Raw genomic sequence first — 19741 nt, forward strand, 5'->3', positions numbered from 1 at the left:
TGTTTCTCCAGAGATCTGGTCAAAAGTGTTCTGGTCGTCAGATCCAGGAATGGCGAGCCGGCAACTTGCCGTTGAGGCGATAGGCGCCGACCGCGTGATACTTCCAGCGCACCGGGTCGTGCAGGGTGTGCACCCGGGCGTTGCGCCAGTGACGGTCGAGGTTGAATTCGGCGAGGGTGGCGCGGCTGCCGGCCAGTTCGAAAAGCTTTTCGCTGGCCAGCAGCGAGATCTCGGTGGTCAGCACCTTGGCTTCGGCCACGGCAATCGACGCGCGGGCGGCGGACTCGGCGGTCAGCGGTGCGGCATGCACCTGATCCAGCACTTGCCCGGCCTTGCGCAGCAGCGCTTCGGCAGCGTGCAGTTCGATTTTCAGTTTGCCGATGTCGGCGATCACGTAGAGATCGTCGCTGGCGCGTTCGACGTTGGCGTCGACCCACGGCCGGGCGCGGGTCTTGACGAATTCGATGGCGTCATCGATCGCGCCACGGGCGATGCCGGCGTCGATTGCAGCCTGAATCAGCTGCGACACCGCGCCTTGGGTATTGGGCTTTTCGTTGATTTTCCAGTTGTCCACCACGAGGCCGGCGTCGACCCGCACGTTGTTCAACAGGATCGTGCCGCTGGCGGTTGTACGCTGGCCGAAACCCGACCAGTCATCGACGATGCGCAATCCCGGCGTGCCGCGACGGACGAAAGCCAGGACTTGTTTGCCGTCATCATTGAGCGCCTTGATCGCGACCCAGTGGGCGAACAGGGCGCCGGTGGAATAGAACTTCTGGCCGTTGATCACGTAGTCATCGCCGTCGGCGGTGATGCGCGCTTTCAATTCCAGGGTGTCCTTGGTACCGCGTTCAGGCCCGGCGTTACCGATGCGCCAGCCTTCCAGAACGCTCTGCAACAGCAGTTTTTTCTGCTGTTCGGTGGCGCTGCCGAGGATCAGGTTGATGATGCCGAACTGGTTCTGCGGGATCTGCCCCAGTGCCGGGTCGGCCGCGGAAATGATCGCGAACACCTCGGCCAGGGTGACGAAGGAAACCTGCGGCCCGCCGTACTCGCGCGGAATCGCGATGCTGCCGAGGCCGCTGCGGGTGAACTGTTCGATTTCCGACCACGGCAGCTTGCGCTGACGATCACGTTTGGCGGCCTGCACGCGGGCGACTTGCGCCAGTTCGTGGGCGGCCTTGATGGCTTGAGCGTCGTTGCGCAGCACTTGCGCGGGCAACAACAACGGGGCGATGTCCAGGTCACTCTGGACGTTTGCGTCTGCCAGACTGGACATCAGTGCCGCTCCTTGGCTGCACGCAATGCCCTGGCGATCTGCACTGGGGTGATTGTGTTCCGGACCATGCTACCTACCTCACATCTCATGAAAAACGCCGCAAAAGTGCGGCGAACGAAAGAATGTCCGGTGGTCCGGTTCATATACCCTAAGCGCGTATAAAATTTAAATAAACTAACTTTTAGGAATATGTATAGAAGGGGTCGTGGTCGGTCTGGTTAAGCGTGCGGTGGCGAAGGAATTCGTCCCTCGCCGACCGTCGATGCTCATTTTTTTCGCGGCTCTGCTGCCTTCAGCGTTTCCTTGAGCGGCACCTTGAGGTAGGGGTTCACGCAACCGATCTTCAGCGTTCGCGGCGGCGCCCAGCGCGAGTTGTTGCCGACGCGGTCGAGGATGCAGTAGGTCACGTCCAGCCGCAGGTCCTCGCCGGCCTCGGTGATGATCGCCGGCGGCACCCAGACCTGAATCGGCTTGCCGATATCGGCCGGGGTGATGCGTGCCAGATCCATCCGTACATCACCCCAGCGCAGGGTGATGGCGTCGCCTTCGTCCATGTTCAGATAGGGCTCGATGGTCAGTGGTACGCCGCGTCTGATCTGGTTCGCGTTGACCCCCTGACGACGAATGGTTTCGGGCAGCGTGACGGGTGCCAGTTGCTGGTTTTCGTCGCCACACAGCGCTGGAGGCTGTCCGCCGGGGCAGTCGAGTTTGACCGTGACCTGCGCGGCTGCCGACAGCGATGGCCCGTGACCCACCCGCATGACCCGATAGTGGATGCGTGACGAGCCGCTGGCGATGAAGCTTTCCGGCACTCGCAGGCTGACTGGGGTTGCGACGTCCTGTGCTGTCAGCACGTGAGAGGCGACGTAGCAGTTGTCCCAAAACAGTTCGATCAGATCGCCGGTGTCCATGTCCTGATAAGGGGGCACATCGACCAGCAGATGGGCCGCTGCCGCAAGGTTGATGCCGTTGTTTTGGAATGGCGCCAGGCTCGGCGCGGCCAGTTCGGGGATGTGCGAAGTGCGGGTCATGAAGTCCTCTCCTTGAAGCCTTGCAGCGAAATCCGTTTCTGAAAGTTCAAATGGCGTGAATTGCCCGGTAATAAAAACAGGGTCGTTCGGCCATTCGTTATCGGGTCTAGGTAATGTTGTGGGGGCGCGATGAGTGACTAGATAAAAGTTCGCTGAATGGCGTGTCAACGGAGAGGATTAGTTAATTGAAGAATTACGGATTTATCAGAAGCTTCCTACGCGGATAAGGCACTCTACCTATTCTGCATAGCGAATCGGGCCACAGCTTTTGCCGGATTTTATTGTTCTGTCGTCGGTCGGTTTGTACAGCTGGAAATTTGCAGGGCGCGAACTTTAATCGCGGCGAGACTGTTGCAGGACATATATATGTAATGCAGTCGCTGGATTAAGTTTTTTATTGGGGGGGTGTAAGCGAAACTTCCATCCATGGAAGTTTTTATTCGAGAAAGTTAACGGATCAGCCGTTGTTTCTGAACTTGCTGAGGAACTGTCGAGTGCGTTCTTCTTTCGGATTGGCAAACAACGCTTTCGCTTCACCTTGTTCGACGATCACGCCCTTGTCGAAAAACACCACGCGGTTGGCCACGTCACGGGCGAACGCCATTTCGTGGGTGACGATGACCATGGTGCGTTTCTCCTCGGCGAGGCCGCGGATGGTCGCCAGCACTTCACCTACCAGTTCCGGATCGAGGGCCGAGGTCGGTTCGTCGAACAGGATCACTTCCGGCTCCATCGCCAGCGCCCGGGCAATCGCCACGCGCTGTTGCTGGCCACCGGACAGGCGCCGTGGGTAGGCGTCTTCCTTGCCCGCCAGGCCAACCTTGGCCAGCAGCTTCTTGCCCAGGGCAATGGCTGCATCACGGGGCGTCTTCTTGACCACGATCGGGCCTTCGATGACGTTTTCCAGGGCGGTGCGGTGCGGGAACAGGTTGAAGTTCTGGAACACGAAGCCCACGTGCTGGCGCAGGTTGCGCACCAGGCTCTGCTGCTGGTTCAGCGGGCGGCTGGTATCGATTTCGATATCGCCGACCTTGATCCGGCCGCTGGTGGGTTGTTCGAGGAAGTTCAGGCAGCGCAGGAACGTGGTCTTGCCCGAGCCGCTGGGGCCGATGATTGCCACGACCTCGCCTTCCTTCACCTCCAGATCAATGCCGTTGAGCACGACTTGACCCTTGAACTGCTTTGTCAGTTTTTCCACGACAATCATGGGGTCAGGACTCCTGGTCGTGCCGATTGACCCGCTCTTCCAACTTGTTCTGGAAGTGCGACAGCACCGTGGCCAGAATCCAGTAGATCAGCGCGGCGGCAAGATACATGGTGAAGACTTCGAAAGTCCGGGCGGTAATCAGCTGTGCCTGACGGAACAGCTCCGGCACCTGAATGGTGGCGGCCAGTGCGGTGTCCTTGACCAGCGAAATGAAGCTGTTGCCCAGCGGCGGCAAGGCCGTGCGCATCGCTTGCGGCAGGATGGCCCGGCGCAGGGTCTGCGCGCGGGTCATGCCGATGCTCGCAGCGGCTTCCCACTGGCCGCGCTCGATTGAACCGATTGCGGACCGCAGGATTTCACAGGCGTAGGCGGCCATGTTCAGCGAGAAGCCGATCAGCGCCGCCGGCAGCGGGTCGAGTTCCATGCCCAATTGCGGCAAGCCGTAATAGATCACGAACAGTTGCACCAGCAACGGCGTGCCGCGAAAGAACGACACGTAGATGCGGGCCAGCCAACTGACCGACTTGAAACGCGACAGGCGCATCAACGCCAGGCCAAAGCCCAGCAGCAGGCCGAAAAACATGCCGCCGAGGCTGAGGATTACCGTGTAGTACGCGCCCTTCAACAGGAAGGGCGCGGAGTCCAGTGCGAGTTGGAAAGCTTCTTCCATTATTGGGTGACGTCAGCGTTGAAGTATTTCGTGGACAGCTTCTCAAGGGTGCCGTCGGCACGCAGTTCGTCGAGGGCCTTGTTCACGGCGGCCAGCAGTTCAGGCTCGCCTTTGCGCAGGGCAATACCGGCTTCCTGACGCGAGAAGGCTTCACCGGCGGCGACGGTTTTCGGCGCTTTCTTGGCGTATTCCAGTGCCGCCAGACGGTCGATCAGGATCGCGTCGGTACGGCCGTTGTTCAGGTCGGCGAACTTGGTCGGATCATCGTCGTAGGTGCGCACGTCGGCACCCGGCACGTTGGCGCGGACCCATTGTTCGTAGTTGGTGCCCAGACCCACGCCGACTTTCTTGCCGGACAGGTCAGCGGCGGATTTGATGTTCAGCGCGGCTGCCTTGTCTTTCAGCACCAGCGCCTGAATCCCGGAAACGGTGTACGGCTCGGAGAAGTCATACTTCTTCTTGCGCTCTTCGGATATGGTCACTTGGTTAACCACGACGTCCAGACGCTTGGATTCCAGGGCTGCGAGGATGCCGTCCCACTTGGTCGGCTGGATCTTGGCCTTCACGCCCAGCTTCTTGGCCAGGGCTTCGGACAGCTCGACTTCGAACCCCGACAGCTTGCCGTCGGCATCGACGAAGCTGAACGGTGGGTAAGTGCCTTCCAGGCCGACGTTGATAACGCCCTTGTCCTTGATCTGTTGCAGTTGCTCACCGGCAACCGCCTGCCCCAGCAGACCGGCGCTCAGTGCCAGGCCCAGCGAACCTACCAGCAGATTTCGACGTAGTGCGGAAAGAATCATGACAAGCCCCTGTGTTTTCTTATGGAAGACGCTTAAGGAAAGTTGGCGAATCCGGGAATTGGACGACAGCGCTATCCTGCCTTAAAGCAGCTTATGCGTCTCTCGCGAAATTCGCCTGCGGCGAGACTATATGACGGTTCTTTTAGAATGGAAAATAATGAATTTTCCGTTTGTTATTCTTTTAATGAATATGTATTCGAGCTGACGCTGAGCGTTCCCACGTCTGGCGCGGGAACGCGCTCAGGCCTACAGAAAGTCCTTGTACGCGAACAACGCCGGGGCGCCGCCGGTGTGCAGGAAGATGATCGGGCCGTCGTCGAAACGTCCGCGACCGATGCCGTCGAGCAGCCCGGCCATGGCCTTGCCGGTGTAGACCGGATCGAGCAGCACGGCATCCTGACTCGCCAGCAGCTTCACCGCCGCCAGGGTTCCGGCGTTAGGCTCGCCGTAGCGCGGGCCGAAGTATTCGTCCCACAACTCGACCTTGAAGCTGTCCGGCAGCGCCACACCCAGAAGGTCGGCGGTGCGTTCGGCCAGGCCCTGGACTTTCGGACGCTGATCTTCTTCGCTGCGCGAAACCGTCACGCCGATCACCGGCAGTTGCGGCAGGGCTTCGCTCAAGGCCAGCGCCAGACCGCTGTGAGTGCCGGCGCTGCCCGAGGCCAGAACCACGGCGGAAAATTGCAGGCCGGTGTCCTTGATCTGCTCCGCCAGCTCCAGGCCGGCGCGCACGTAACCCAGCGCGCCGAGGGCGTTGGAGCCACCGATCGGCACCAGATACGGCTTCTTGCCGTTGCTGCGCAGGCGCACGGCGAGGGCGGCCAGTTGTTCGTCGGCGTTGTCGAGGTTGTCGACCAGCTCGACCTTGGTGTCGAACAGATCCAGCAACAGGCGGTTGCCGTTGCCGGTGTAGTTGCTGTCGTCGGTGCCCAGCGGATTTTCCAGCAGGGCCACGCAGCCCAGACCCAGTTTCGCGGCCAGCGCGGCGGTCTGGCGAACATGGTTCGATTGCAGTGCACCAGCTGTGATCAGCGTATCGGCGCCTTGGGTGAGGGCATCGGCGGCGAGGTATTCGAGCTTGCGCAGCTTGTTGCCGCCCATGGCCAGAGGCGTCAGGTCATCGCGCTTGATGTAGACATCGCGGCCGAGCCAGGTGGACAGGCGCTCGAGTTTTTCCAGTGGGGTCGGTTGGCCGAGCAGGTCGAGGCGGTTAAAGCGATCCAGCTGTTGTTTGATCGGTTGTGTGGACATGGTTCCGTACTGATGCAAGGAGATGTCAGGACTATAGGCACGCCGATTTACCGGGGCAACCGCCAATCGCTTATAGCCAAATGTGCTTAGCCCAGCACTATCGGTTCTTAATTCGCCCCGGTGGGGTTGCCGTAAAGTAGGCGCCGTTGACGCGGCCAGACAGTCCGGCCGCCCGTGAGGAGTCTTTACCGTGAGCGAGCGTTCCAGCCATTGGCAATTGCAGACCATCGTCAGTCAGCTGCGTACCGCGCGGGATCAGTGGCGGGCACAAAATGGCCGTGCTTCCGGCGAGCAGGGCGGGCGCGAATTGCCGTCCCGTGATGCGATGGCGCAGATTCTCGAAGCCCTGTGCGGCGCACTGTTTCCGATGCGGTTGGGGCCGGTGGATCTGCGTGAGGAAAGCGAAGATTTTTACGTCGGCCATACCCTCGACGTTGCCTTGAATGCATTGCTGGCCCAGGCACGACTGGAACTGCGTTATGCAGCCCGCCACAGCGCCCAGGCTGACACTGAAGTCGAGGCGCAGGCGATCAGGATCATCCAGGATTTCGCCCTCGCGTTGCCGGGCTTGCGCAGCCTGCTCGACACCGATGTGCTGGCCGCGTATCACGGCGATCCGGCGGCGCGCAGCGTCGATGAAGTGCTGCTGTGCTATCCGGGGATTCTGGCGGTTATTCACCATCGTCTGGCTCACCATTTGTATCGCGCGGGCCTGCCGCTGCTGGCGCGGATCAGTTCGGAAATCGCCCACTCGGCGACCGGCATCGATATCCATCCGGGCGCGCAGATCGGCCGCAGTTTCTTCATCGACCACGGGACCGGCGTGGTGATCGGCGAGACCGCGATCATCGGCGAGCGCGTCAGGATCTATCAGGCGGTGACCCTCGGCGCCAAACGCTTCCCGGCGGACGAGGACGGCCAGTTGCAGAAGGGCCATCCACGCCATCCGATTGTCGAGGACGACGTGGTGATCTACGCCGGGGCGACGATTCTCGGGCGGATCACCATCGGCAAAGGCTCGACCATCGGCGGCAACGTGTGGCTGACCCGCAGCGTGCCGGCCGGGTGCAACCTGACCCAGGCCAACCTGCAGCATGATGACGGGACGCAGAAGTAATTTTTCTGTCTGATCGTTCCCGCGCAACGCGGGAACGATCGTCCTCGCCACAGCGTCATACCCCCTCTTGAGCTAGCGTACGAAAGGTACCGCTGAGCCCTGCGATTAGTCCTGAGCGTACTATCCATGTTTAACTTGAACGTTCATTCAAGTTAAACCGGCGGTTCGCTGCCCGCTCACAACAGGAGGCTTGCCTTTGCTGAGTCCGATCATTTCAGCCATTTTCCAACCCCTTGAGGTGCACCGTTCATGAGTGCATCGTCCACCCCCGCCAGCGGTCTGGTGCGCATGAATCCGCCGGTGTTCTGGTTCGCCGCGACGGTGATCCTGCTGTTCGGCCTGACGGTCATCGCCATGCCGGAACAGGCCGGCGCCTGGCTTCTCGAAGCGCAAAACTGGGCGGCCAATACGGTCGGCTGGTACTACATGCTCGCGATGACCCTGTATCTGGTCTTCGTGGTGGTCACCGCGTTATCGGGCTACGGCAAGATCAAACTCGGTGCCGACCACGACGAACCCGAATTCAGTTACCTGTCCTGGGCCGGCATGCTGTTCGCCGCCGGGATCAGCATCACGCTGTTTTTCTTCTGCGTGTCCGAGCCGCTGACCCACATGCTTCAGCCGCCGCAAGGCGAGGCCGGCACCGCGGAGGCGGCGCGTCAGGCGATGCAGATTCTGTTCCTGCACTGGGGCCTGCACGGCTGGGGCGTGTTCGCCTTCGTCGGGATGGCGCTGGCGTATTTCGCCTACCGGCATAACCTGCCGCTGGCCCTGCGTTCGGCGCTGTATCCGCTGATCGGCAAGCGCATCAACGGCCCCATCGGCTACGCGGTGGACGGCTTCGGCATCATCGCCACGGTGTTCGGCCTCGGTGCGGACATGGGCTTCGGCGTGCTCCATCTCAACTCCGGTCTGGACTACCTGTTCGGTATCGCCCACACCCAGTGGATTCAGGTCGGCCTGATCACGCTGATGATGGGCGCGGCGATCATCGTCGCCGTCTCCGGTGTGGATAAAGGCGTGCGGGTCATGTCCGACATCAACATGCTGCTGGCCTGTGCGCTGCTGTTGTTCGTGTTGTTCGCCGGCCCCACCCAGCATTTGCTCAACACCCTGATCCAGAATCTGGGCGACTACCTCGGCGCGTTGCCGATGAAGAGTTTCGACCTCTACGCCTACGACAAACCGAGCGACTGGCTCGGCGGCTGGACAGTCTTTTACTGGGCCTGGTGGATCGCGTGGTCGCCGTTCGTGGGCCTGTTCATCGCACGTATTTCCCGTGGCCGGACCATCCGCGAATTTGTCTTCGGCGTGCTGCTGATTCCGCTCGGTTTCACCCTGGCGTGGATGTCGATCTTCGGCAACAGCGCCATCGACCAGGTGCTCAATCACGGTATGTCGGCACTGGGCATGTCGGCCCTCGACAACCCGTCGATGACGCTTTACCTGCTGCTGGAAACCTATCCGTGGAGCAAGACCGTCATCGCGGTGACGGTGTTCATCAGCTTCGTGTTCTTCGTCACCTCCGCCGACTCCGGCACCGTAGTGCTCTCGACCCTGTCGGCCAAGGGCGGCAACCCGGATGAAGACGGTCCGAAATGGCTGCGGGTGTTCTGGGGTGCGATGACCGCGCTGATCACCAGTGCGCTGCTGTTCTCCGGCAGCATCGATGCGCTGAAGTCGGCGGTGGTGCTGACCTCGTTGCCGTTCTCGCTGATTCTGCTGCTGATGATGTGGGGCCTGCACAAGGCGTTCTATCTGGAGTCGCAGAAGCAGATCGCGCAACTGCATTCGCTGGCGCCGGTGTCCGGCTCACGGCGTGGCAAGGGCGGCTGGCGCCAGCGTCTGAGCCAGGCCGTGCACTTCCCGTCGCGCGACGAGGTGTACCGCTTCATGGACACCACGGTGAAACCGGCCATCGAAGAAGTGACGGCCGTGTTCGCCGAGAAAGGCCTGAACGTGGTCACCCAGCCGGATCCGGCGCACGACAGCGTCAACCTGGAAATCGGTCACGGCGAGCAGCACCCGTTCATCTACCAGGTGCAGATGCGCGGCTACTTCACGCCGTCGTTCGCGCGAGGCGGCATGGGTTCCAAGCAGTTGAACAATCGCCGCTACTACCGCGCCGAAGTGCATCTGAGCGAGGGCAGTCAGGACTACGATCTGGTCGGTTACACTAAAGAGCAGATCATCAACGACATCCTCGACCAGTACGAACGGCACATGCAGTTCCTGCATCTGGTGCGTTGATCGGGGCAGGGCGCCGGGACGGATTCAGGTCTCGGCGCTCAGCACCATGAACAACACCATCGCCGCCAGCGGCACGCCATACACGGCGCTGCCGATCGCAATCTCTGACCCCAACGGCTGCCCGGCGTGCACCACGCCGACCGCACCATTGATCACCGTCAACGCCAGCCACAACGCCGCGAAACCATAGGCCAGCGTCTGCCGACTGAAGCCGATGCGCTCGCCGATGTAAAACATCAGCGCCAGCAGGATCAGGCCGAAGAAAATGATGATTGCGGTGTGCATGGGGAGGCCTGCGGCATAGTCGGTGTTTGGTCGGGCGCCTTCGCGGGCAAGTCGAATCGTCGCACCGCCGCTCCCACAAGGGTTCTGTGTCCTCCACAGATTCTGTACGCAACACAGAACCTGTGGGAGCGGGCTTGCCCGCGAAGGCGCCACCTCGGTTTCATTTAGAGCATAGCCAAACCCGCCCACGCCATATTCGTCAGGTACTTTCCCGCTCAATAACCGTGCACTGCAGCAAGTTCAGCCGCTGCACCTCATCGCTCGGCAACACGCCCAGACTTTCCAGCACCCGGGTTGCCGCCAGCACGCCGATCTCCAGCGCCGGCGGTTTGATCGTGCTCAGGCTCGGCAGCAGCATTTCGGCGAACGGGTAGTCGCCGAAGCCGAGGACGGCGCAGTCTTCGGGGATCTTGAGGCCGGCGCGTTGTCCGGCGAGCAGGCCGCCGGCGGCGAGGTTGTCGTTGGCGAAGATGATGGCGTCGGGGCGGGGTGAGGCGTTCATCAGCGCTTCCATTGCTTGCTTGCCGGCCTCGAACGGGGCGCGATCGGCGTCGGGTGCGAATACCCACGGTTCCAGTCCTAGCTCACGCACGGTCGCCGCATAACCGTCCCGGCGCTCCAGTGCGCTGAAGTCGCCGGGTGCGCTGTTCTGCACGAACGCGATGCGTCGATAGCCTTTGCCGTGCAGATAACGAGCGGCGCTGACACCCACTTCAAAGTGCGAAAAGCCGATCTGCATCGGCTCGCGATCCGGTTGGTAATCCCAGGTTTCGATCACCGGGATATCCGCCTCGGCGAGCATCTTTTCCGTGCCCGCGCTGTGGAAATGACTGGTGACCACCAGCGCTGCAGGCGACCAGCCGAGGAACGCCCGCACGGCGTTTTCTTCCTGTTCTGTGCTGAAGTAACTCGAGGCCAGCAACAGCTGATAACCGTGACGGCTGAGGGTGTCGCTGAAACCCTGAATGGTGTTGGCGAAGATCGGCCCGGAGATGTTCGGGATCACCATGCCGACGATTTTCCCCCGCGCCGAGGCGAGCCCGCCGGCCACTAGATTCGGCACGTAACCCAGTTCGGCGACCACGGCCGCGATCCGTTCGCGGCGTTCGGGCGAGACCTGTTCCGGCTGGTTGAAGTAGCGCGACACGGTAATCGCCGAAACACCGGCCTGGCGCGCTACCGCGTTGAGGGTCACGCGGCCGGCACCACGGCGTTTGCGGGGCTTTTCTTCGCTCAAGGCTCGATCCTTCTTAAAAACCAAAACGCATATAAAAGTAATTTTTCAGTATTGGACGGTCTATGTCCGACTTGCCAATACTGGCGATGTTAGCGCTAACAAGGCGCGTTGTCTGCTACTCGCTCGAGCGAATGCCCAAGACACCGAGACAGGCGCTGTCGTCGCAGAACGGCAGCGGTTCAGGGCAACTTTTCGAGCGGGCAAACATGCACAACATTCCTGGGGCGACACACAAACTGGCGCAATCGATCCGCGCTGCGGGCTGGCTACTCACCGGGCTGGCCGCGCTGCCGCTGCCGGCCGCGTTCGCCGCCGACAGCTCCGATCAGGAGCCGACACTCAAGTCCGTCACGGTCACTGCCACCCGCCGCGAAGAGTCGCTGCAAAAGGTGCCGGTGGCGGTGTCGGTGATCGACGGTGAGCAGCTGGAGCGCGACAACCGCAACAGCGTGGCGAGCATCGTCCAGCAAGTGCCGTCGCTGAATTTCCGCACTGGCGCGTCGAACAAGGACACCTCGCTATTCGTGCGTGGCGTGGGGACTATTTCCACCTCGCCGGGCGTCGAGCCGACCGTGGCCACGGTAATCGATGGCGTGGTCTACGCCCGTCCCGGCCAGTCCACTCTCGATCTGCTGGATCTGGAACGCGTCGAAGTCTTGCGCGGCCCGCAAGGCACGCTGTTCGGCAAGAACGCCTCGGCCGGCGTGCTGAACATCACCAGCAAGGCGCCGACCGCCGAGACCCACGGCTACATTGATCAGTCGTACTACAGCGGTAACGAAAGCCGCACCCGTTTCGGCATCGGCGGCAGCCTGATTCCGGACACGCTCAAGGGCTCGATCAGCACCTTGTTCGGCACTTACGACGGCAACGTCGACAACAAGCACAACGGTCAGGAGGTCAACGGTTACAACCATCGCGGCGTGCGCGGCAAACTGGAATTCACTCCGAATGACGACATCACGTTCACCCTGATCGCCGACTACATGCAGTCCCACGATGACGGCCCCAACGGCGTCGTCACCAAGGCTCTGACCCCGGCCTTCGCCAATGCGCTGAGCCCGGTCGGCGCGACCAGCCACAACCGCGACATCAACACCGACACCCGTACCCACGTCGAAGACACCAACAAGGGCCTGTCCGGCCAGCTCGACTGGCAACTGGGGGATTACACCCTGACCTCGATCACCGCGTGGCGCGGCTGGGACAACACCCAGTATCAGGACGGTGACCGCCTCGGCACGGTAACGGCGGCGTTCCCGGGCACAGCGGACAAGGGCGATCTGGCCTTCGACCAGTACTCGCAGGAGCTGCGTCTGGCGTCGCCGAAAGGCGAGTTCCTCGAATACGTCGGCGGCCTGTTCTACATGCACGGCAAGGATGACGAGACCTATCAGCGCACGCTGACCACCACCACACGAACTGATCGCGGCGTCGCCGATTACAGCACCACCAGCGACAGTTACGCGGTGTTCGGCGAAAGCACGCTGAATTTCACTTCGGACTTCCGTGGCATCGCCGGCCTGCGCTACACCCACGACGATCTGGAATACGATCACCGTCGTGTTTCGACTTCCGCCACCACCGTCAGCGGCATTCAACCGGCCACCCGCAGTTCCGGTTCGGTGGATGAGGACGGCTGGTCGGGCCGGCTCGGTTTGCAGTACGACCTGAGCGATACCGTCACCACTTACCTGACCTACTCGCGTGGCTACAAAGGCCCGGCCTACAACGTGTTCTTCAACATGCAGCCACGCGATACCGAAGCGCTGAAACCGGAGACTTCCAACACCTGGGAGGCGGGGATCAAAGCCTCAAGCTGGAACAATCGCCTGACCACCAACCTCGCGGTTTTCCACAGCGACTACGACAACTATCAGGCGAACTTTTTCGACACCGTCGCCGGGCAAGTCGTAACGCGCCTGATCAACGCCGGCAGCGTCAGCACCGAGGGTGTGGAACTTGATTTCGCCCTGCAGGCGACCCAGCAACTGAAATTCTCGGGTGCGCTGGCCTACACCCGCGCCCGCATCGACGAGTTCGCCTGCCCGGCAGGCGCGGCGGCGTCGTGCAACGTCAACGGTAAACCGCTGCCGTTCAGCCCGGACTGGAAAAGCTACGTGCGGGCCGATTACACCATCCCGCTGGAGAACGGCCTGGATATCGAACTCGGCACCGACTACAGCTGGCAGAGCGAAGTGCAGTACGACATCAGCCAGAACGCCGACACCAAACAGGGCGCCTACGGCCTCTGGAACGCCAGCGTGGCTCTGGCCGATTACACCAACGGCTGGCGCGTGGCGTTGCTCGGCAAGAACCTCACCGACAAGTCGTATTCGCCATTGCTCGCCAGCGGTGGCAACTACATCTACCGCGCTGTGCCTCGCGACGACGAGCGCTACTTCGGCGTGCAACTGCGCAAGGACTTCTGAGATGAGCAGACAGCTGAAACTCGGCGCGTTCCTCATGGCCACCGGGCACCACGTTGCCGCGTGGCGTCATCCGGACGTGCCGGCCAACGCCGGGCTGGATTTCGCCCATTACAAACGCCTGGCGCAGATTGCCGAGGCGGCGAAATTCGACACCTTGTTCGTCGCCGACAGCGTCGCCGCGCCAACCCAGGACATTGCTAGCCGCATGGCCCGTTCGGATCACTTCGAACCACTGACCTTGCTCTCGGCCCTGAGCGCAGTGACCGAACACATCGGCCTGATCGCCACCGCCACCACCAGCTACAACGAGCCGTACCACGTGGCGCGTAAATTCGCCTCCCTCGATCACCTGTCGGGCGGGCGAGCGGGGTGGAATCTGGTGACCTCGGACAACGCCGCCGAAGCGCAGAATTTCGGCCGCGACGAACACATCGGCCATGCCGAACGCTACAGCCGCGCCCGGGAATTTCATCAGGTGGTGACCGGGCTCTGGGACAGTTGGCAGGACGACGCCTTCATCCGCGACAAGGTCAGCGGCGCCTATTACGACCCGGAAAAACTGCACGTGCTGAATCACGTCGGCGAGCACTTCAAGGTCAAAGGCCCACTGAATGTTGCGCGTTCGCCACAGGGGCAGCCAGTGATCGTGCAGGCCGGTTCGTCGGAAACCGGACGTGAACTGGCGGCGCAGACGGCCGAAGTGGTGTTCACCGCGCAGACCTCGCTGGCCAGCGCCCAGGCGTTTTACGCCGACCTTAAGGGACGCTTGCCGAAGTACGGACGCAGTGCCGATTCGCTGAAAATCATGCCCGGCGTATTCGTCGTGGTCGGACAGACGGAAGCCGAAGCGCAGGAAAAATGTGAAACGTTTCAGCAATTGGTCGAACCCGAGGTTGGCGTCGCCCTTCTTGGGCGTATGCTGGGCAACTTCGATCTGTCGAAGTACCCGCTGGACGGGCCGCTGCCGGAGTTGCCGCTGACTGACAGCGGCCAGCAGAGCCGGCAGAAACTGCTGACCGAACTGGCTGGCCGGGAGCATCTGACCCTGGCCGAACTGGGGCGCAGAATCGCTGGCGGTCGCGGGCATTACAGCGTCGTCGGCACACCGTCGCAGATTGCCGACCGTTTGCAGGAATGGTTCGAGCAGGGCGCGGCGGACGGCTTCAACGTGCTGGTGCCGCACCTGCCCGGCGGGCTCGAAGACTTCGCCAATGGCGTGGTCCCGGAACTGCAACGGCGCGGACTGTTCAGAACCGGATACGAGGGCCGGACCTTGCGCCAGAACCTTGGCCTCGCCCGGCCCGGCAATAGATTTGCGTAGCAATCGACACCCGATTCAAGACCGACAAGAGAGGATTCGATGACTTACACCGCTGCCGAGAATCGCTACAACTCCATCCCTTACCGCCGCGTCGGACGCAGCGGTCTGGTGCTGCCGGCGCTGTCCCTGGGCCTGTGGCACAACTTCGGCGACAGCACGCCGATCGACACCCAGCGCTCGTTGCTGCGCACGGCGTTCGATCTGGGGATCAACCACTTCGACCTAGCCAACAACTACGGCCCGCCCTACGGCAGCGCCGAGACCAATTTCGGTCGTTTGCTACGCGAAGACTTCAAGCAGTATCGCGATGAACTGATCATCTCCAGCAAGGCCGGCTGGGACATGTGGCCCGGCCCTTACGGCCAGGGCGGCGGCTCGCGCAAATACGTGCTGGCCAGCCTCGACCAGAGCCTGCAACGCCTGGGCCTGGACTATGTGGATATCTTCTATTCGCACCGCTTCGACCCGGACACCCCGCTGGAAGAAACCGCGAGCGCCCTGGCCACTGCGGTACAGCAGGGCAAGGCGCTGTACATCGGTATCTCGTCGTACTCCGGGGTGAAAACCCGCGAAATCGCCGCGTTGCTCAAAGAGTGGAAAGTGCCGCTGCTGATTCACCAACCGGCGTACAACCTGCTCAACCGCTGGGTGGAAAAGGACCTGCTCGACACCACCGACGAACTCGGCACCGGCGTGATTGCCTTCACCCCGCTGGCGCAAGGATTGCTGACCGACAAATACCTCAACGGCGTGCCGGCGGATGCGCGGGTCAATCGTCCGGGCGGCGGCTCGTTGCTGTCTTCGCACTTGTCCGAGGCGAATATTGCTCACGTCCGGGCGCTGAACGAAATCGCCAAGCGTCGTGGGCAGAGCCTGGCGCAACTGGCGTTGGCGTGGACGCTGCGGGATCCGCGAGTGACTTCGGCACTGATCGGCGCGAGCCGGCCGGAGCAGATTATCGAAAACGTCGGGGCGTTGAAGAACTTGAGCTTCAGTGCGGAAGAGCTGGCGGAGATTGACCGGTTTGCCCAGGAGGGCGGGATCAATCTTTGGGAGAAGCCTTCGACGGCTGAGTAATGACACACTGATGATCGTTCCCACGTAGAGCGTGGGAACGATCAACGTAAAGGCTCAACGAAAAAACGGCACATCCCCCAACACCGTAGCTCGCTGCATCACCCGCCGCGCCGGCCGGTAATCATCCACTGCGTAATGCTGCGTCACGCGGTTGTCCCAGAACGCAATGTCATCCTTCTGCCAGCGCCAGCGAATGGTGAATTCCGGCCGCGTAGCGTGGGCGAACAGAAACTTCAGCACCGCTTCGCCCTCGGTTTCCGACAGCTCATTGATCTTCGACGTGAACCCTTCACTGACGAACAGCGAACGCCGTCCGCTCACCGGATGCGTGCGAATCACCGGGTGCGACAACGGTGGATTCTTGCGCCGTGCCGCTTCCCACTGCGCCAGTGCTTCAGGCGTGTTGCCGTAGCGCTCCAGCGGAAATGAGCGGGTGAAATCGTGAGTCGCGGTCAGCCCTTCAAGCATGGCTTTCATCGGCGCCGACAGCGCTTCATACGCGGCAATCCCGCTGGCCCACAATGTGTCGCCACCAAACTCCGGCAACAGCTTGGCGCTGAGCACCGCGCCCATGGCCGGGGTCGGCAGGAAGGTCACGTCGGTGTGCCAGATCGCGTTGTCGCGCACGTCGGTGACGGCGGTGTCGAGGATCAGCACTTCCGGCTGTTCCGGCACGTTCGGGTAGATCGGGTGAATGTGCAGGTCGCCGAAATAGGCGGCAAAACGCGCCTGCTGCGAAGGCTCGATCGGCTGATTGCGGAAGAACAACACCTGATATTTGAGCAATGCCTGCTCGATGGCGTCGCGCTGTTCCAGGTTCAGCGGTTGGCTGACGTCGACGCCGCTGATCTGTGCGCCGAGGGCCGAGCTTAAAGGGGTGATGTTCAGGCTGCTCATGGTGGTTCTCTTCAATTCCGGGGCCCCGAAACTGTCGGGGTAGTCAGTGCTGAAAAATCAGTGGGCCTGGCCGTGCCACGGCACCAGTTTGCGTTGCAGGGCGCGCAGGCCCATCTCCATCGCGAAGGCGATCAGGGCGATGACCAGAATCCCCAGCACCACCACATCGGTGACCAGGAACTGCGCAGCCGACTGCACCATGAAGCCCAGGCCGCTGGTGGCCGCGATCAGTTCGGCGGCGACCAGAGTCGACCAGCCGACACCCAGACCAATGCGCACACCGGTCAGAATGTCCGGCAGGGCGCTTGGCAAAATCACGTGGCGGATCAGTTGCGCGCGAGTGGCGCCCAGCGACTGCGCGGCGCGCAATTTAGCCGGGTCGACAGTGCGCACACCGGTGGCGGTGGCAATCGCGATCGGGGCGAAAATCGCCAGGTAGATCAGCAGCACTTTCGACAACTCGCCGATGCCGCACCAGATCACGATCAGCGGCAGATAGGCGAGTGGCGGAATCGGCCGGTAGAACTCGATCAGCGGATCGAGCACGCCACGGGCGATTCGGTTGGCGCCGATGGCAATGCCTACCGGCACTGCGGTCAGAATCGCAAAACCGAGGCCCAGGCCTATGCGGCTCAAACTGGCGCCCAGGTGCTGCCACAACGTCGAATCCATGTAGCCCGTGGTCGCCAGCAACCAGCCTTTTTGCAGCACGGCGGACGGTGGCGGCAGGAACAGCGGTTCGATCAGACCGGTGGCCGTGACGGCCCACCAGATCACCAGCAACGCGAACAGGGTCAGCAGGCTGATCCAGCGGGTGCTGAGGCTGCGACGCACGGGAATCACCACCGATGTGGCGGCGGGTTTCACGGCGGTGGCGGAAACGTCGTAACTGCTCATGCGCGCTCCTGCCGTTGAACGGCGCTGCGTTGCGAGAACACTTTGGCCAGCACGTGTTCGCGGGTTTCGATGAAGCGCGGATCGGACTTGATCGCCCGCGCCGATTCGCCGGCGGCGTAGCGCTGGCCGAAGTCGAGGTGCAGGCGCTCGACGATCTGCCCCGGATTCGGCGCGAGCAGAATCAGGTCAGTGGCGAGGAACACCGCTTCTTCAATGTCGTGGGTAATCAGGAACACCGGTTTGGCGGTGCGTTGCCAGACTTGCAGCAACAGCTCCTGCATCTGTTCGCGGGTAAAGGCGTCGAGGGCGCCGAAGGGTTCGTCCATCAGCAAAACACGCGGATCGGCGGCGAGGGCGCGGGCCAGGCCAACGCGTTGCTTCTGGCCGCCGGAAAGCTGCCAGATGCGACGATGTTCAAAGCCGGAAAGGTCGACCAGCGCGAGCATTTCCCGGGCGCGCTGTTCGCGTTTGTCCTTGGCCACACCGGCCAGTTCCAGACCGAAAGCGACGTTGGCCAGCACGTCCTGCCAGGGCAGCAGGGCGTCATCCTGGAACACCACGCCGCGCTCGGCGCTCGGGCCTTTGACCGGCACGTTGTCGAGGGTGATACGGCCGGCGCTCGGTTCGACGAAGCCGGCAATCAGGTTCAACAGCGAAGTCTTGCCACTGCCGGACGGGCCGAGGGCCACCAGCAATTGCTGAGGGCCGAGGGTCAGGGAAATGTCGGACAGTACCGGTTCCGGGCTGCCGGGGTACTGTGCGCTGATGCGCTCCAGCTGTAGCAAGGCCATCGCAATTAACTCCCGATCAGTTGGTGATGTACTTGGCGCTGACGTACGGCGCGTAGTCCGGCAGTACCGCTTCGACCTTGCCTTGCTCCTTGAGGAATGCAGCAGTGTCGGTGATGGCTTTGGTGGTCGGCGCGCCGAGGTCACTGACCTGATCCGCCGCCAGCGGGTAGACGTTGCCTTGCAGCAGCAATGGGATGTCGCTGGCTTTGGCGCCCGAGAGCTTCACCAGCTTGTCGACGTTGCTCTGATTGGCGAGCCAGGCTTTCGGATCCTTGCGGTAGTCGGCGTAGGCGTCGAGGGTGACCTTGGCGAACGCGGTGACGATTTCCGGGTGCTTCTCGGCGAAGTCCTTGCGCACGATCCAGGCGTCGAAGGTCGGCGCGCCGAACTTGGCCAGTTCACCGGAAGTGATCAGCACTTTGCCGTTTTCCTTGGCCACACCCAGCGCTGGATCCCAGACGTAGGTGGCGTCGATGTCACCGCGTTTCCACGCAGCAATGATCGCTGGTGGGGCGAGGTTGAGGACGGTGACTTTCGACGGGTCGATGTTCCAGTGCTTCAGTGCGGCCAACAGGCTGTAGTGACCGGTGGACACGAACGGCACGGCGATTTTCTTGCCGACCAGATCCTGTGGCGTCTTGATGCCGGAGCCGTCGCGGGCGACCAGCGCTTCGGCGGCGCCGATCTGGGTGGCGATGAGGAAGGTTTCCACCGGGACTTTGCGGGTGATCGCAGCGGTCAGTGGGCTGGAACCGAGGTAGCCGATCTGCACGTCGCCGGAGGCGATGGCGGCAATGATGTCGGCACCGTTATCGAATTTGCGCCAGTTGATGTCGGCCTTGGTGGCTTTTTCGTAGGTGCCGTCGGCCTGGGCGACTTTCGCCGGGTCAACGGTAGTCTGGTAGGCGACGGTGAGGTCGGCGGCCTGAGCCAGGAAACTCGCGGCAGCCAGAGAGGCCACGGCCAGCAGGCGAAGCGGGAAATTCAGTTTCATTGAAGAGCTCCATATCAGGCGACCGAGCGTCGGCGTGAAAGGAGACTAAATGATCTAAGAATCTAGAAATAAATAACTTTTTAGAATTAGCTTATGAGCGGAAAAATCTAAGCCGGGGAGTATTTGATAGTTCCCACGCTCTGCGTGGGAATTCAGCTTGTGACGCTCCGCGTCACTGGGACGCAGAGCGTCCCTTGAGGCATTC

The 19741-nt window shown here is 61.8% G+C and carries 17 protein-coding genes; 5 read left to right on the top strand and 12 right to left on the bottom strand.

Features of this window, described 5'->3' with window-relative positions:
- Positions 1-37: 37 nt before the first annotated feature.
- The 6 genes from ABTV87_RS01210 to ABTV87_RS01235 all read right to left on the bottom strand — a co-directional run bounded on the left by ABTV87_RS01210 (position 38) and on the right by ABTV87_RS01235 (position 6238).
- The gene (locus tag ABTV87_RS01210) at positions 38-1279 is read right to left on the bottom strand and encodes an SfnB family sulfur acquisition oxidoreductase (protein ID WP_433898877.1); all 1242 of its coding nucleotides are present in this window, start codon (positions 1277-1279) and stop codon (positions 38-40) included.
- A 266-nt stretch (positions 1280-1545) separates the two neighbouring features.
- Positions 1546-2310 (bottom strand): hypothetical protein, encoded by a 765-nt coding sequence (locus ABTV87_RS01215; protein WP_433898878.1) that lies wholly within the window; start codon positions 2308-2310, stop codon positions 1546-1548.
- A 457-nt stretch (positions 2311-2767) separates the two neighbouring features.
- Positions 2768-3517, bottom strand: a complete 750-nt coding sequence (gene tcyN, locus ABTV87_RS01220) for an L-cystine ABC transporter ATP-binding protein TcyN (protein WP_007952738.1) — start codon at positions 3515-3517, stop codon at positions 2768-2770.
- Positions 3518-3521: 4 nt separating this feature from the next.
- The gene (gene tcyL / locus ABTV87_RS01225) at positions 3522-4187 is read right to left on the bottom strand and encodes a cystine ABC transporter permease (protein ID WP_007952735.1); all 666 of its coding nucleotides are present in this window, start codon (positions 4185-4187) and stop codon (positions 3522-3524) included.
- On the bottom strand, positions 4187-4987 hold the full coding sequence (gene tcyJ / locus ABTV87_RS01230) for a cystine ABC transporter substrate-binding protein (protein WP_221533596.1): 801 nt from the start codon (positions 4985-4987) through the stop codon (positions 4187-4189). Before tcyJ ends, tcyL begins: the two co-directional genes overlap by 1 nt.
- Before the next feature lie 246 nt (positions 4988-5233).
- On the bottom strand, positions 5234-6238 hold the full coding sequence (locus tag ABTV87_RS01235; protein WP_085608604.1) for a D-cysteine desulfhydrase: 1005 nt from the start codon (positions 6236-6238) through the stop codon (positions 5234-5236).
- Between the two features lie 190 nt (positions 6239-6428).
- On the opposite strand from ABTV87_RS01235, the gene epsC reads away from it, so the two are divergent.
- Entirely contained in the window at positions 6429-7355 is a 927-nt protein-coding gene (gene epsC, locus ABTV87_RS01240; protein WP_221533597.1) for a serine O-acetyltransferase EpsC, read from the top strand.
- 288 nt (positions 7356-7643) lie between these two features.
- Positions 7644-9605, top strand: coding sequence for a choline transporter BetT (betT, locus tag ABTV87_RS01245; protein WP_433899828.1), 1962 nt, complete (start codon positions 7644-7646; stop codon positions 9603-9605).
- Between the two features lie 24 nt (positions 9606-9629).
- Here betT and ABTV87_RS01250 read toward each other — a convergent pair whose 3' ends face one another.
- Together ABTV87_RS01250 and ABTV87_RS01255 are read right to left on the bottom strand one after the other, a co-directional pair.
- Positions 9630-9890 (bottom strand): hypothetical protein, encoded by a 261-nt coding sequence (locus ABTV87_RS01250; protein ID WP_007952727.1) that lies wholly within the window; start codon positions 9888-9890, stop codon positions 9630-9632.
- Positions 9891-10089: 199 nt separating this feature from the next.
- Positions 10090-11127 carry a LacI family DNA-binding transcriptional regulator gene (locus tag ABTV87_RS01255; protein ID WP_433898879.1) on the bottom strand — a complete coding sequence of 346 codons (1038 nt, stop codon included), beginning with the start codon at positions 11125-11127 and terminating at the stop codon, positions 10090-10092.
- A gap of 206 nt (positions 11128-11333) precedes the next feature.
- Between ABTV87_RS01255 and ABTV87_RS01260 the strand changes: the two genes are divergently transcribed.
- From ABTV87_RS01260 to mgrA, 3 genes are read left to right on the top strand one after another with little or no spacing between them, the layout of a single operon-like run.
- Positions 11334-13559: a TonB-dependent receptor gene (locus ABTV87_RS01260; protein ID WP_433898880.1), complete on the top strand. Its 2226-nt coding sequence runs from the start codon at positions 11334-11336 to the stop codon at positions 13557-13559.
- A 1-nt stretch (position 13560) separates the two neighbouring features.
- Positions 13561-14880, top strand: coding sequence for an LLM class flavin-dependent oxidoreductase (locus ABTV87_RS01265; RefSeq protein ID WP_433898881.1), 1320 nt, complete (start codon positions 13561-13563; stop codon positions 14878-14880).
- A 39-nt stretch (positions 14881-14919) separates the two neighbouring features.
- Positions 14920-15957: an L-glyceraldehyde 3-phosphate reductase gene (gene mgrA / locus ABTV87_RS01270; protein WP_221533601.1), complete on the top strand. Its 1038-nt coding sequence runs from the start codon at positions 14920-14922 to the stop codon at positions 15955-15957.
- A 54-nt stretch (positions 15958-16011) separates the two neighbouring features.
- On the opposite strand, the gene tauD is transcribed toward mgrA, so the two are convergent.
- Genes tauD through tauA form a run of 4 tightly spaced genes read right to left on the bottom strand, consistent with a single transcriptional unit; the run spans position 16012 to position 19536 of the window.
- Positions 16012-16854 carry a taurine dioxygenase gene (gene tauD, locus ABTV87_RS01275; RefSeq protein ID WP_433898882.1) on the bottom strand — a complete coding sequence of 281 codons (843 nt, stop codon included), beginning with the start codon at positions 16852-16854 and terminating at the stop codon, positions 16012-16014.
- Between the two features lie 57 nt (positions 16855-16911).
- Complete coding sequence (gene tauC / locus ABTV87_RS01280) at positions 16912-17751, bottom strand: taurine ABC transporter permease TauC (protein ID WP_064382739.1); 840 nt, start codon at positions 17749-17751, stop codon at positions 16912-16914.
- Positions 17748-18542: a taurine ABC transporter ATP-binding subunit gene (tauB, locus tag ABTV87_RS01285; RefSeq protein ID WP_011331959.1), complete on the bottom strand. Its 795-nt coding sequence runs from the start codon at positions 18540-18542 to the stop codon at positions 17748-17750. Before tauB ends, tauC begins: the two co-directional genes overlap by 4 nt.
- A gap of 16 nt (positions 18543-18558) precedes the next feature.
- Positions 18559-19536, bottom strand: a complete 978-nt coding sequence (gene tauA, locus ABTV87_RS01290; protein ID WP_433898883.1) for a taurine ABC transporter substrate-binding protein — start codon at positions 19534-19536, stop codon at positions 18559-18561.
- Positions 19537-19741 lie beyond the last annotated feature (205 nt).

It is taken from the genome of Pseudomonas sp. PSE1(2024), assembly GCF_050990555.1.
GTDB lineage: Bacteria > Pseudomonadota > Gammaproteobacteria > Pseudomonadales > Pseudomonadaceae > Aquipseudomonas > Aquipseudomonas aphyarum.

Excerpts from the sequence above, each read along its gene's own strand:
- ABTV87_RS01210 (WP_433898877.1), bottom strand. The coding sequence starts at position 1,279 with ATGTCCAGTCTGGCAGACGCAAACGTCCAGAGTGACCTGGACATCGCC.
- ABTV87_RS01215 (WP_433898878.1), bottom strand. The coding sequence starts at position 2,310 with ATGACCCGCACTTCGCACATCCCCGAACTGGCCGCGCCGAGCCTGGCG.
- tcyN (WP_007952738.1), bottom strand. The coding sequence starts at position 3,517 with ATGATTGTCGTGGAAAAACTGACAAAGCAGTTCAAGGGTCAAGTCGTG.
- tcyL (WP_007952735.1), bottom strand. The coding sequence starts at position 4,187 with ATGGAAGAAGCTTTCCAACTCGCACTGGACTCCGCGCCCTTCCTGTTG.
- tcyJ (WP_221533596.1), bottom strand. The coding sequence starts at position 4,987 with ATGATTCTTTCCGCACTACGTCGAAATCTGCTGGTAGGTTCGCTGGGC.
- ABTV87_RS01235 (WP_085608604.1), bottom strand. The coding sequence starts at position 6,238 with ATGTCCACACAACCGATCAAACAACAGCTGGATCGCTTTAACCGCCTC.
- betT (WP_433899828.1), top strand. The coding sequence starts at position 7,644 with ATGAATCCGCCGGTGTTCTGGTTCGCCGCGACGGTGATCCTGCTGTTC.
- ABTV87_RS01250 (WP_007952727.1), bottom strand. The coding sequence starts at position 9,890 with ATGCACACCGCAATCATCATTTTCTTCGGCCTGATCCTGCTGGCGCTG.
- ABTV87_RS01260 (WP_433898880.1), top strand. The coding sequence starts at position 11,334 with ATGCACAACATTCCTGGGGCGACACACAAACTGGCGCAATCGATCCGC.
- ABTV87_RS01265 (WP_433898881.1), top strand. The coding sequence starts at position 13,561 with ATGAGCAGACAGCTGAAACTCGGCGCGTTCCTCATGGCCACCGGGCAC.
- mgrA (WP_221533601.1), top strand. The coding sequence starts at position 14,920 with ATGACTTACACCGCTGCCGAGAATCGCTACAACTCCATCCCTTACCGC.
- tauD (WP_433898882.1), bottom strand. The coding sequence starts at position 16,854 with ATGAGCAGCCTGAACATCACCCCTTTAAGCTCGGCCCTCGGCGCACAG.
- tauC (WP_064382739.1), bottom strand. The coding sequence starts at position 17,751 with ATGAGCAGTTACGACGTTTCCGCCACCGCCGTGAAACCCGCCGCCACA.
- tauB (WP_011331959.1), bottom strand. The coding sequence starts at position 18,542 with ATGGCCTTGCTACAGCTGGAGCGCATCAGCGCACAGTACCCCGGCAGC.
- tauA (WP_433898883.1), bottom strand. The coding sequence starts at position 19,536 with ATGAAACTGAATTTCCCGCTTCGCCTGCTGGCCGTGGCCTCTCTGGCT.